A 12904-nucleotide genomic window follows, 5' to 3' on the forward strand; every position below is an offset into this window, starting at 1 on the left:
AAGAGGAACGTTCATTTAAAGGTTTGTATTTGTTGAATCTTATTACCGATGCTTGGATTCCGGTTCGCCGGACCGGTGGCCGCGATGTGATCCGTCCCGACCAGATCGCCGAGCCGGATGTTCTGTTCCCCGACTGGCCGCGCGCTGATTTGAATCTGGCCTGTCTCGAGCTGCTGATCGGGCTGGTCTATCTGGCCTGCCCGCCGCAGGATGCCGACGACTGGAAAACCCGCCAGCCCGACCAACGGGCGCTGCGCACTGCGCTGGCGCCGCTGGCCCCGGCCTTCAACCTGCTGGGCGATGGCCCGCGTTTCCTCCAGGATTTCGACCCGATCGACGGCAGCCTGAACCCGCCCGACATGCTGTTCATCGACAGCGCGGGCGAAAGCACCGCGAAAAAGAACGCCGACCTGATGGTCAAACGCGCCCGCTATTCCCGGCTGGACCCGGCGTTGGCGGCGATGGCGCTGTATACGTTGCAGGCCTTTGCGCCCTCGGGCGGGGCAGGCAACCGGACTTCGATGCGGGGCGGCGGGCCGATGGTGACGCTGGTGCGTCCCGAGGCGCCGGGGCTGTGGCCGCTGATCTGGGCCAATGTGCCCGACGGGGTGCCGCTGGGCGCGGACGAGCTGGACGAACTGCCCTGGATGCGGCCCACCGAGACTTCAGAGAACGAACAACTAACTGTGCCGCCTGACGGTGACATACCGCATCCAGAAGTGTTCTTTGGTCAGCCGCGCCGTCTGCGGTTGGAACACTCCGAGGGCAAGATTCGAAAGGTTGTGCAGAAAAAACATGGAACCATGTACTACGGTTGGCTGCACCCGCTGAGTCCGTACTATCACGACAAAAATGAAAAGCGTTGTAAACACCCCAAGCCCGGCGCCTTCGGCTATCGCAACTGGCGCGGCATCGTGCTGATGAATGACGGGGCGGACCGGGCGCAATGCTTGGAAACCTTTCTGAACCGCACCGACAGCGCGCCCTGCCGGCTGCTGGTGGGCGGCTGGGCCATGTCGAACATGAGCCCGCTGGACTTCATCTGGTCCGAAGCGCCGGTCTTTCCGCTGGACCCACAGGGCGAGGATCTGGCCGGGCGGCTGGTCGAGGCGGCCGAGCAGGCGGGCTATGCGCTGGCCAGCGCGGTGCGGCAGGGCAGGGGAGAGGACGACCTGACCTCCGGCGCCGCGGCGCGGTCGCGCGAGATGTTCTTTGCCGCCACCCAGGCCCCGTTCGAGGCGCGGCTGCGCGACGTGGTGAACGGGCAGGGCGACCGGGTGCCGAGCGACTGGCTGAAGGATCTGCGCAGCGCGGCGCTGCGGATCTTCGACGCCGAGGTGATGCCTGGGCTGGCCGATCTGTCCGAAACCCGGCGGCAGGCAGCGGTGGTGGCGCGCAAGAGCCTGCTGTCAACTTTCAGTGGCTATGGGGGCGTGGGCGTGAAGGTCTTCAAGGCGCTGCGGATGCCCGCGCCCAAAACCAAACGCAAGGCCAAAGCGGAGGCACGCACATGAGCACAGACAAAAGCGGCGATTTCGGCACCATCTGCCTGGGCTGGTGGCGCGGGCTGACCGACCCGTCGATCGGCCGGTCGCGGGCCGATCTGGCGCGGCTGAAACGGGCGGGGGGCGCGGTGGACGCGCTGGCCATCCGGGCGGTGCATGACCTGAACCGGAAACTGGCCGCGGCGGGCCTTGACATGCGGTCCGCGCCCGACCGGCTGGCGCTGATCGCGATGGTGCTGGCGCAGGTCAAGGAACACACGGGGCCGCGGCTGGCGCAGCGGATGGGGCAGGGCGATCCGAAACCCTTCAGCGAGATCCGGTTCGACCGGCTGATCCGCACCCGCGACCCGGCCGAACTGGCCACCCAGCTGCGCCGGGCGCTGGCGGTGGTGGGGCAGGGGGCAAACGTGGCCCGTCTGGCGCAGGATCTGCGCTGGTGGACCGACGCCACCCGCGCCAGCTGGTGTTTCGACTATTACGGGGCGTCGCAGGCGGCGCCCGAAACAGAACAGATGTCCGAGGAGAGTGAGGCATGAGCCGTTTCGTCCAATTGCATTACCTGACCGTCTATCCGCCGTCGAACCCCAACCGCGACGATCAGGGCCGCCCGAAATCGGCCGTGTTCGGGGGTCAGCCGCGGCTGCGGATCTCGAGCCAGTCGATCAAGCGCGCGGCGCGGATCTCGGACGTGATGCAGCAGGCGCTGCAGGGCCACATGGGCGCGCGCACCCAGCGCATCGGCGAGGTGATCGAACAGGCGCTGAAGGAGGCCGGGGCTGAGGGCGACGCCGCCCGCGATGCCGCCAAGCAGATCGCCGACGTGTTCGGCAAGCTGGATGCCGAGGCCGAAAAGAAGGGCCATGTGCGCACCCGCCAGCTGGCCTTCGTGTCGCCGCAGGAACAGGCGCTGGCGACCGAACTGGCGCAGAAGGCCATCGCCGGCGAGCCTCTGCCCGGCAATGCCGAGCTGAAGAAGATGGTTCTGCGCACCGCCGACGGCGCCGCCGACATCGCCATGTTCGGGCGGATGCTGGCCGATGACCCGGATTTCAATCGCGAGGCCGCCGTGCAGGTCAGCCACGCCATCACCACCCACCGCGCGCTGGTCGAGGATGATTTCTATACCGCCGTCGATGACCTCAAGACCGCGGCCGAGGATGCCGGGGCGGGGTTCGTGGGCGATGCGGGGTTCGGATCGGGGGTCTATTACCTCTATGCCTGCATCGACCGCGATCTGCTGCTCGAGAACCTCGAAGGGGACCGCGATCTGGCCGCCCGCGCCGCCGAGGCGTTGGCCGAGGCGCTGGCGGTGTCCACGCCCTCGGGCAAGCGCAACAGTTTCGCCCACCAGACCCGCGCCGGGTTCATCCGCGCCGAACGCGGGGCGCAGCAACCGCGCAGCCTGGCCGGGGCGTTCTTTCAGCCGGTCGAGGGCGCGCTGATGGCCGGATCGGTCGCGGCGCTGCAACAGATGGCCGAGCGGATGGATCAGGCCTATGGCCCCTGTGCCGAGGCCAGCGCGCTGATGGATGTGGAACAGGGCATCGGCAGCCTGGCCGAGATCAAGGCCTTCGTGCGGGGTGCGGTGCTGGATGACTGAATATCTGGTCTTTGCGCTGACCGCGCCCATGGGCAGTTTCGGCGGGTTGGCCGGGCATGAACGGCGCGGGTCGGGCGGCTGGCCGGGGCGGTCGGCAATTCTGGGCCTGCTGGGCGCGGCGCAGGGCGTGCGGCGCGACGATGCGGCGGGGCAGGGGGCCTTGCGGCGGTGGCAGGTGGCGGTCTCGGTGCTGTCCGAGGGCGTGCCGCTGCAGGATTTCCACACCGTGCAGACGGTTCCCAGCGCCAACATCAAGCGCCCCGATACCCGACGGCAGGCCCTGAAAGCGCTGAAATCAAAAGACAATCCCGTGATCACAAGGCGCGACTATCGCTGTGACTGCGCCTTTGGCGTGGCCCTGTGGGGCGGGACGGATTCTGGGGGCGGAGACGACCTTGAGGCGGCCAAAGCCGCGCTGGAACGGCCCGTGTTCACCCCCTATCTGGGCCGCAAATCCTGCCCGCTGGCCGCGCCCATGGCCCCGCGCATCGTGCAGGGGGCGGATGTGGTGGCGGCGCTGGATCAGGTCGTGCTGCCGCTCTGGCTGGCGGGGCGGCGCCCGCTGGCCATCGCCTCGGATGTGGCCATCGACGGGGCGATGCAGGAAACTGTCTGGGATGAACCTCTGGATCGCACGGGCTGGCATTACGGGCCGCGCATCGTGCATGTCCACCGACCGGAGGCCAAGGCATGAGCCTGTATTTCTCGCGCCTGACGCTGAACCGATACGCGCCCACCCGCGCCCTGTCGGGCGTGCTGGACCCGGCGGATGAAAACGCCCGCGCCGACGCCCATCACCGCCTGATCTGGACCCTGTTCGGCGACGCGCGCGACCGGCCCCGCGATTTCCTGTGGCGGGCCGACGGGCGGGGGCGGTTCTTTACCCTCTCGGCCCGTCCGCCGCTGGCCAACGATCTGTTCTGCCCGCCCGAAACCAAGGAATTCGCCCCGCAGCTCGCCCCCGGCGACCGGTTGCTGTTTTCCCTGCGGGCCAACGCCACCCGCGACCGGGCGGTGGTCAGCCGGATGGAGAAATCCGCCCGCCGGGGCCAGAGCCGCCGCGTCGACGTGGTGATGGACCTGCTGCGCGACGTGCCCGGCCCCGACCGCGCGGCCGAACGGATGCGGCTGGCGCAGCAAGCGGCCGAGGGCTGGATGGCGCGGCAGGGCGCAGCCAAGGGGTTCACTCCGCACAGCGTCGCGGTGCAGGATTACCGCGTGCTGACCCTGGGCCGGGGCGCGCGCCGGGGGCTGACCCACGGCGTGCTGGACCTGACCGGCGAGGTCGAAGTCACCGACCCCGCCGCCTTTCTGCCCGCGCTGGCCAGCGGCTTTGGCCGGGCCAAGGCGTGGGGCTGCGGGCTGATGCTGATCCGCCGGGCGCGATGAGCCTGCCGGGCCTGCCGCCGCCCAAAGCCATCCCGCTGAGGGAACGGGCGGCGATGGTTTTCGTCGAACGCGCGCAGATCGACGTGAAGGACGGCGCCTTTGTCGCCATCGACGCCGAGGGCATGCGCACCCATATCCCCGTGGGCGGCATCGCCTGCCTGATGCTGGAACCCGGCGCGCGGATCAGCCACGCGGCGGTGTCGCTGGCCGCACAGGCGGGCACGCTGGTGACTTGGGTGGGCGAGGGCGGCGTGCGGCTCTATTCCGCCGGGCAACCGGGCGGGGCGCGCGCCGACAAGCTGCTGTGGCAGGCGGCGCTGGCGCTGGACGAGGGCGCCCGCCTGCGGGTGGTGCGGGCCATGTTCGCCCGCCGCTTCGGCGAAGATCCCCCGGCCCGCCGCTCGGTCGACCAACTGCGCGGGATCGAGGGGCAGCGCGTGCGCCATGGCTATGAACTGTTTGCACGCAAATTCGGGGTCAAATGGAAACATCGCCGCTATGATCCGGGCCAATGGGACAGCGCCGACATCCCCAACCGCTGCCTGTCGGCGGCCACCGCCTGTTTGCACGGCTTGTCCGAGGCGGCGGTGCTGGCCGCCGGATACGCGCCCGCGATCGGGTTTCTGCACCGGGGCAAGCCGCGCAGCTTCGTCTATGACATCGCCGATCTGTGGAAGCTGGACACCGTGGTGCCCGAGGCTTTTCGCATCGCCGCCCAGGCGCAGAAGGGCAAGCTGGACATGCCGCCCGAACGCGCGGTGCGGCTGGCCTGCCGCGACGCTTTCCGCAAGAGTGGCCTGTTGAGCAAAATCATTCCCGGCATCGAAGAGGTCCTGTCGGCGGGCGACCTGCCCAAACCCGCGCCCGCGCCCGAGGGCGTCGGCCCGGCCTTCAGCGACGGCGAGGGAGGCGGCGATGATGGTCATCGCGGTTGAGAACGCCCCGCCGCGCCTGCGGGGGCGGCTGGCGGTGTGGCTGCTGGAAATCCGCGCCGGGGTCTATGTGGGCCGCTACTCGGCCCGGGTGCGCGATCGCATCTGGGCGCAGGTCGAGGCCGGCATCGCCGAGGGCGACGCGGTGATGTGCTGGGCGGCGCCGACGGATCAGGGCTTTGCCTTCCGCACGGTGGGCCGCAACCGCCGGATGCCGGTGGATTTCGACGGCCTGACCCTGGTGCAATTCGCCCCGCGCGACGGCCCTGGCTGAGGCCCCGGGCGGTTGAAAAATCCGGCCAAGATCATCGGTGGAAATTCGACGGGTGACAAACTCGTTGTTTTTCAATATGTTCCAGCCAGAGTGTTCCCCGCACCCGCGGGGATGACCCGATCACCAGATGCCAGACGCCCTTGTTCCGGTAGTGTTCCCCGCACCCGCGGGGATGACCCGCGTTACAACCGTGGGCACGGGCAACACCGGGCGTGTTCCCCGCACCCGCGGGGATGACCCGGCCGGTGTGCCGCTGCAAATCACATCCGCATAGTGTTCCCCGCACCCGCGGGGATGACCCGTCATGCCTGGGACTTTTTCGGGCTGGAAAAACGTGTTCCCCGCACCCGCGGGGATGACCCGAACAGGCTGCGGGCTATTGCTTCTTCTTTGATGTGTTCCCCGCACCCGCGGGGATGACCCGCCTTGGCCAGCCTTTCCAGGCTGCGGCCATTGAGTGTTCCCCGCACCCGCGGGGATGACCCGACATACAGGCACCGCCCGATAAAGACAAGTGGGTGTTCCCCGCACCCGCGGGGATGACCCGGCACATGGCATAACCTCCGAATATACGGTTTCAGTGTTCCCCGCACCCGCGGGGATGACCCGACCCTGACCGCTGCCAAGATCATTGATGGCGCGTGTTCCCCGCACCCGCGGGGATGACCCGGAAACAGGGGGTTACATTGAAAGCGGCAATATGTGTTCCCCGCACCCGCGGGGATGACCCGCCTAAATGCCAGGGCGGCTTTGCCGCCCTAGCGTGTTCCCCGCACCCGCGGGGATGACCCGCCTGCGGCGTACCTGACCGCAAGGTGCGGGCTGTGTTCCCCGCACCCGCGGGGATGACCCGAAAAAGACGAATTCGACCTCTGGGACTGGCAGGTGTTCCCCGCACCCGCGGGGATGACCCGCGAAATCACCAAACGGATCGGCATTGAACCCCGTGTTCCCCGCACCCGCGGGGATGACCCGCTGAACGGGGCCACGATTTCCCGCACCACCTACGTGTTCCCCGCACCCGCGGGGATGACCCGAACGATGTTGAACAATGACGACATGCGCAAGGGTGTTCCCCGCACCCGCGGGGATGACCCGAAAACCACCCCAAGACACCACCACCACGAAGTGTGTTCCCCGCACCCGCGGGGATGACCCGGAAACATCAATGCAAATCGTGATGGATAGCAAGTGTTCCCCGCACCCGCGGGGATGACCCGCTGCGCGAGGCAAAGGGGCTGACCCAAGAGCAGTGTTCCCCGCACCCGCGGGGATGACCCGCGCAGGGGGTCGCACGGTGACGGGGGTAGAGCGTGTTCCCCGCACCCGCGGGGATGACCCGCACTGACGCAATGGCAAATGCTTCAATCGATGGTGTTCCCCGCACCCGCGGGGATGACCCGGCTCAGGTCACGGAGATAGTCGCCTTTCCAATGTGTTCCCCGCACCCGCGGGGATGACCCGGACTGGGCAGAGGCTTTGCGTCGTGCTGTGCAGTGTTCCCCGCACCCGCGGGGATGACCCGCTGGATGTGTTGGCGCTGGCGAAAATGGTGGGGTGTTCCCCGCACCCGCGGGGATGACCCGAACTCGATCCTGCTGCCCGAGAACGATTGTTCGTGTTCCCCGCACCCGCGGGGATGACCCGGCATACCTTCAACCGTGTAGCACGGTGATTCCGTGTTCCCCGCACCCGCGGGGATGACCCGGTCGGGTTTTCCCTGCCCCGCGTTGAATGTTGGTGTTCCCCGCACCCGCGGGGATGACCCGCGGGCGTGATCCTATGTATAGGGGGCCGGGGTGTGTTCCCCGCACCCGCGGGGATGACCCGCACAAAACCCCCGCAAGTTTTGCGGAAAACCCGTGTTCCCCGCACCCGCGGGGATGACCCGGCCGTGGTCCTTGCTGTTGAAGACCAGCTTTTGTGTTCCCCGCACCCGCGGGGATGACCCGCCTGCCGTAACCACGTCCACGGTTTCATCAAAGTGTTCCCCGCACCCGCGGGGATGACCCGGCGACTTGGACAACATGCAGCAGGCGATTGCGGTGTTCCCCGCACCCGCGGGGATGACCCGCGCGACATGGTTTCCCCTTTGGGCCGATGCGCGTGTTCCCCGCACCCGCGGGGATGACCCGCCGCCCTCGGACAGCCCGATCCAGTCCTGTATGTGTTCCCCGCACCCGCGGGGATGACCCGGCGTCGGGCGCGCGAATACCCCTCTTGATCCTGTGTTCCCCGCACCCGCGGGGATGACCCGCCAGATTCTCTGACGTGGTGGGCGTCTGTCGTGTGTTCCCCGCACCCGCGGGGATGACCCGCCGGACCCCTGGTATCTGGCAGAGGTGCGCCGGTGTTCCCCGCACCCGCGGGGATGACCCGCCGGACCCCTGGTATCTGGCAGAGGTGCGCCGGTGTTCCCCGCACCCGCGGGGATGACCCGGCACGGGGCACCATGCGGGAAGCGAAAGCCGAGTGTTCCCCGCACCCGCGGGGATGACCCGGGCAAGCAGGAGCGCAAGCCAAAGGCCGAAAAGTGTTCCCCGCACCCGCGGGGATGACCCGGCCGAGGGGTACGGCGCAAATTGGCTTAGCGGGTGTTCCCCGCACCCGCGGGGATGACCCGATTGCCGACCGGGTGTGCAGATTGTCGCCAAAGTGTTCCCCGCACCCGCGGGGATGACCCGGGGATTGACGCATGGACGGAAACAAAGGGGAAGTGTTCCCCGCACCCGCGGGGATGACCCGTATTCTTCTGCGGCGCTCAGGCGCTGGGGATCGTGTTCCCCGCACCCGCGGGGATGACCCGCCACCGTCACCCGCCATGGCGGACAGTTCGCCGTGTTCCCCGCACCCGCGGGGATGACCCGAACGACTGCGCGCACCTTCGGGAACGGGGGCTGTGTTCCCCGCACCCGCGGGGATGACCCGAACGACTGCGCGCACCTTCGGGAACGGGGGCTGTGTTCCCCGCACCCGCGGGGATGACCCGATGCGGCGTTGCAGTGCGTCCAGCCGTTTAATGTGTTCCCCGCGGGTGCGGGGATGACCCGGACTACACGAAATTCCGGTCCACCTTCGCGCGGTGTTCCCCGCACCCGCGGGGATGACCCGCCATACCGGTCATACGTCAGGTTGATAACGCTGTGTTCCCCGCACCCGCGGGGATGACCCGCACGGTGGAGCAGGAAGCCGGATTGGCGCAAAGTGTTCCCCGCACCCGCGGGGATGACCCGTGCTCCCCACCCGTGGCCGCTGCCAAGGCCGCGTGTTCCCCGCACCCGCGGGGATGACCCAGAACATGCCGCAATAACATGGGCAAAGACGCTCGTGTTCCCCGCACCCGCGGGGATGACCCGCCGTGGAATACATCCGCGACCAATACCGGCGCGTGTTCCCCGCACCCGCGGGGATGACCCGTCGGCAGGAATGCCGCCCGGATCGTCTTTCAGTGTGTTCCCCGCACCCGCGGGGATGACCCGCCTGCCCGCAAGCCCAAGCCGCGCCGGGATCCGTGTTCCCCGCACCCGCGGGGATGACCCGCCAACCATCCGACCGTCGACATCCTGCATTACGTGTTCCCCGCACCCGCGGGGATGACCCGAAGCCGCACAAGCTCTGTTGGCCGAGGCACCCGTGTTCCCCGCACCCGCGGGGATGACCCGAACCCGGCTGCGTCCCATGTGCTTGCGCCATTGTGTTCCCCGCACCCGCGGGGATGACCCGGAATACGGTGTGTCCATTCGCAGCTTCGAAGGGTGTTCCCCGCACCCGCGGGGATGAACCGTTATTCGGAGTGGGGAACGTTCGGCCTGCGGCGTGTTCCCCGCACCCGCGGGGATGAACCGCGGACACAGTTCGCCGGCCGATGGGGCGCAAAGTGTTTCCCGCACCCGCGGGGATGAACCAGAGTACCGAGATAATGCAGATTTTCTTATCTGTACTACCATCACACTTTGAGGTTTCTCACGCGAACGTTTTGTCCGTTGGCTTGCATCCCCGGAGCTGCACCACATTGCTTTCCGCCTGGGTGACGAAATCCGCCCATTTCTGCATGAGGATGCGCCGCTTTTCGAGTAGGTCTGACCGAGCATAAGCGCGCTCGACCTTGTTCCCGACGATGTGGGCGAGGGCGGTTTCCGCAACCTCGTAGCTGGCCGCCTCGTTGTCTTGAATCCACATGCGGAAGGACGACCGGAACCCGTGTATTCGGCCCTCTTCGCCCAGATGTTTCAGAACCTTTGCCATGGCCACGTCGCTGACGCCCTTGTTGGCGCGCGGGCTGGGGAACAGGAAGTCATTGCGGCGCAGGGACCGGCACAGATCCACGACGCGCATGGCCTCGTCCGAGAGCGGGATGCGGAAGTCCTGCACCTTGCCGCGCTGCCCCTTCATGCGTTCTTTCGGCACCGTCCAAACATCGCCGTCGATTTCATCGAACCGGGCGCCGCGCACTGGCATCCCGCGCGCCGCGGTCAAGATCGTGAAGCGCAGGGCGAGATATGACGGGTGCAGATGTTCGGACAGGCGCGCGTACAGGTCAGGTATTGCCGGCCAAGGGGTTGCGGCAATGGGCTTTTGGTCCCGATCAACATAGCCGAGCATGTGGCGGGCCGCATCGCAGATGAACGGTTCAGCCTCGAATCCCATCAACTTCGCCTGCCGCAGCACCATGCGCGTCCGGTACATGGCCTTGTCGGCAGTCTCGTGCTTTGTGCGCCAGATCGGCTTGAGCGCGTCGTGAATGTCCCGCTGGGTCAAGGTGCTGATCCGCCTGTTGCCGATTTTGGGGATGATGTGCAGTCGAAGCGGCGAGAACCAGCGCCCCCTATATCCATCGCCGCGCAACCGTTCCTTGCGCCCCTCGAACACGACCTGCGCCATTTCCGAGAACGTCGGATCTTCTTGACCGGCCTCGGCCTCACGCCGCAGGCGGTCGCGCTCTAAGATCGGGTCGATTCCGTGTTGCTTGACGCCTTCCCATTTCAGCCGTTCTTTCCGGGCCTCGGCCAAGGAGATTGCCGGGAACGAGCCAAGGCCCATTTCCCTGCGCTTGCCCTGGAACCGATAGCGGTAGATCCATTTCCCGCCCGAGTCCGATTTGATGAAGAATAGCCCGTCGCCATCCAAGAGCTTGTCACCCGGTTTGGCGTTTTTGATTTTGACTGCTGATAGACCGCCTGCCATTCAGCCCCCCCCTCTAGCCCCCCCACTTGGGGTGCGTTGATTAGCGACACTCTGCAACACCGTGCTACAGTCGGCGGTCGCGTTTTGCAACCTGCATTGGGTTGTTCGGACAATTTGCGACATGTTGCAACAGCGACATGGTGCCCACCGCCCGCACCACCAACCGGTTCCACTGTCCTTTGCCCTAGACAGGAAACCCTAGCCTGGAAATCAGGCTCCAGATGTCCCTGTTGGCGGCAGACAGTTGGGCCAGAACATCTTCGATGTCGGCCAACGCCTGATCGTCGACGGTGTCTTCCCGACCCAGCTTGATGTCGGTCTTGCGGTCGGCGATGCGCATCAGAATTGTTTTGGGGTTCCCGCTTTCCTGATCGAAAGAATAGATGCAGTGGTTGAACCGGTTGCGTATCGCCGACAACCGACCGAGGCGTCGGGTATGCAAAAGGATGGGGTCGCGCACACCGGCCGGACGGCCGTCCATCTTGGCCAGACGTTCGACCAGGTCGATGCGCGCTCGGGTGGTGTTCAGAGTCAGAAAGATGATGACCGCCACATCCTTCGAAGTGCCCGACAGCCCCGCGATCAGGTGTATCAGCAGGCTTTCGGTGTTCGTCCACATGTAGTTCAACCGTCCGACCAGCAGGATCAGGCGATCGAATTTTTCTTCGAACCTGTCAGTCACGGCTGGCCTTTCCGTTCGCTTGTGGCGCGGCCTCGAAATAGAAATGCGCGGCGGCGGTCCGGTTGCTGACTCCGATCTTGCCCGAAACGTTGTGGACATGCAGTTTCACCGTGTGTTCGGTGATGCCGAGTTGCGCCGCGATTGCCTTGTTGCTCTTGCCTTGCGAGACGAGCTCCAAGACCTGCATTTCCCGAGGAGTCAGGGTGGAAAGCAGGTCACCGGGCGCATGTCCGGTCGAGCGCGCCGAGACCTGAGGCTTCTGCTTGTCGTCGGGATCGGAGCGGGCGGCAGGTTGTGTCATGCAGGTCGCGACAAAGCCGGGAAGGTACAGTTCCTCGTGCATCAGCAGCCTCAGGATTGCCCGCCAGGCATCTGGAGCGATGTTCATGGGAAGATAGCCGATCGGGCCATGTGTGTCGCGTAGCCAGTTGTTGAACAGGGTCAGAGCCATCTCCTCTTTGCGGTAGGCGAAAGCCAGGCACCCGGACCGCGCTGCTTCGGCATAGGCTTCGGGGCGGGTCAGCAGGTCATCAATAAGGATCTGGTCGACCACAAGAATCTTGCCGGACCCAGAGGTCGCCTTTTCTGCTTCCGACAGGTAAGCGTCCAGGGTTTCGAAGCGATGGACCGCGACGCCGAATTCGTTCTGGACGTTTCTGAGCGTTTGGTTGGAAAAAAACAGTTCTTTTCCAAGAAAGACAATCATGAAGTCTTCATTTTCAGAAATTGTGTCTGAAATCAGATTCCCGGAAGGCATTCGAAATTACCTCCTCAAACCAAGTGACCAGGCGGTTTCACAATATTTTGCGATCGGGCGCGTACGTAATTCGATTAGTCAAATTCAATGAATATCTTATACCAGAAGGTAGTGGTTTTTTCAACATTTTATGTCTGGTCAATTTAGGGTTTATAGAACTTTTGCATAGGATCTTTGGTAGGGCTTGTGGCATAAGTCGCGGGAAATAATGGGATAATTATTTACGCCTCGGTTCAGTCCTTCGTTCGTCCCGGGACCACGAGAAAAACCGGGCCTGTCTTGAAAAAAATTATTAAAACAGCAGCTTGATCGAAACTGTGCTTTCGGCCAGCTAGTCATGCGCGCTCTTGTATGTAGGCTATTCGACGCCTCAATTACCGAGGCTCTGATACAGACGTGACTGCGCTGCGCAGTATTTCGCGCATCAAGGCAGTCCCGGATTCGGCTTGGCCGAGAAAGGGGGGCACGACATCCAAACACCACAGACGCGTATCCGCGCAGATTTGGCGGGACTACGCGAATTTTTGACTCAATCGCGCCGAATGCCGTTTTGTAGATGAATTGCGGTCTGGCGCTCCGAA

At 65.5% G+C, this 12904-nt stretch carries 10 protein-coding genes and 1 CRISPR repeat array; of the genes, 7 read left to right on the forward strand and 3 right to left on the reverse strand.

Annotated features, from left to right (window positions below):
* Nucleotides 1-32: 32 nt before the first annotated feature.
* The 7 genes from casA to cas2e are packed head-to-tail and all read left to right on the forward strand — an operon-like array spanning nucleotide 33 to nucleotide 5700.
* Complete coding sequence (gene casA / locus AC2FMD_RS04315) at nucleotides 33-1514, forward strand: type I-E CRISPR-associated protein Cse1/CasA (protein ID WP_496794723.1); 1482 nt, start codon at nucleotides 33-35, stop codon at nucleotides 1512-1514.
* The gene (gene casB / locus AC2FMD_RS04320) at nucleotides 1511-2041 is read left to right on the forward strand and encodes a type I-E CRISPR-associated protein Cse2/CasB (protein ID WP_496794724.1); all 531 of its coding nucleotides are present in this window, start codon (nucleotides 1511-1513) and stop codon (nucleotides 2039-2041) included. The genes casA and casB overlap by 4 nt, the downstream gene beginning before the upstream one ends.
* The gene (gene cas7e, locus AC2FMD_RS04325) at nucleotides 2038-3105 is read left to right on the forward strand and encodes a type I-E CRISPR-associated protein Cas7/Cse4/CasC (RefSeq protein ID WP_496794725.1); all 1068 of its coding nucleotides are present in this window, start codon (nucleotides 2038-2040) and stop codon (nucleotides 3103-3105) included. Before casB ends, cas7e begins: the two co-directional genes overlap by 4 nt.
* A complete protein-coding gene (gene cas5e / locus AC2FMD_RS04330) occupies nucleotides 3098-3799 on the forward strand; it encodes a type I-E CRISPR-associated protein Cas5/CasD (RefSeq protein ID WP_496794726.1) in 702 nt (233 codons plus the stop codon). Before cas7e ends, cas5e begins: the two co-directional genes overlap by 8 nt.
* Nucleotides 3796-4494: a type I-E CRISPR-associated protein Cas6/Cse3/CasE gene (gene cas6e / locus AC2FMD_RS04335; protein WP_496794727.1), complete on the forward strand. Its 699-nt coding sequence runs from the start codon at nucleotides 3796-3798 to the stop codon at nucleotides 4492-4494. The genes cas5e and cas6e overlap by 4 nt, the downstream gene beginning before the upstream one ends.
* Nucleotides 4455-5429 (forward strand): type I-E CRISPR-associated endonuclease Cas1e, encoded by a 975-nt coding sequence (gene cas1e / locus AC2FMD_RS04340; protein ID WP_496794728.1) that lies wholly within the window; start codon nucleotides 4455-4457, stop codon nucleotides 5427-5429. The genes cas6e and cas1e overlap by 40 nt, the downstream gene beginning before the upstream one ends.
* Entirely contained in the window at nucleotides 5410-5700 is a 291-nt protein-coding gene (gene cas2e / locus AC2FMD_RS04345) for a type I-E CRISPR-associated endoribonuclease Cas2e (RefSeq protein ID WP_104009060.1), read from the forward strand. The genes cas1e and cas2e overlap by 20 nt, the downstream gene beginning before the upstream one ends.
* A gap of 90 nt (nucleotides 5701-5790) precedes the next feature.
* Nucleotides 5791-9606: a CRISPR direct-repeat array (repeat unit 29 nt; unit sequence GTGTTCCCCGCACCCGCGGGGATGACCCG).
* Nucleotides 9607-9663: 57 nt separating this feature from the next.
* On the opposite strand, the gene AC2FMD_RS04350 is transcribed toward cas2e, so the two are convergent.
* The 3 genes from AC2FMD_RS04350 to AC2FMD_RS04360 all read right to left on the reverse strand — a co-directional run bounded on the left by AC2FMD_RS04350 (nucleotide 9664) and on the right by AC2FMD_RS04360 (nucleotide 12272).
* Nucleotides 9664-10884 carry a tyrosine-type recombinase/integrase gene (locus tag AC2FMD_RS04350; RefSeq protein WP_496794729.1) on the reverse strand — a complete coding sequence of 407 codons (1221 nt, stop codon included), beginning with the start codon at nucleotides 10882-10884 and terminating at the stop codon, nucleotides 9664-9666.
* 184 nt (nucleotides 10885-11068) lie between these two features.
* A complete protein-coding gene (locus AC2FMD_RS04355; protein ID WP_496794730.1) occupies nucleotides 11069-11566 on the reverse strand; it encodes a hypothetical protein in 498 nt (165 codons plus the stop codon).
* On the reverse strand, nucleotides 11559-12272 hold the full coding sequence (locus tag AC2FMD_RS04360) for a response regulator transcription factor (RefSeq protein ID WP_496794731.1): 714 nt from the start codon (nucleotides 12270-12272) through the stop codon (nucleotides 11559-11561). Before AC2FMD_RS04360 ends, AC2FMD_RS04355 begins: the two co-directional genes overlap by 8 nt.
* Nucleotides 12273-12904: the final 632 nt, after the last annotated feature.

The sequence above is a fragment of the Ruegeria sp. BHSC276 genome (assembly GCF_059612945.1).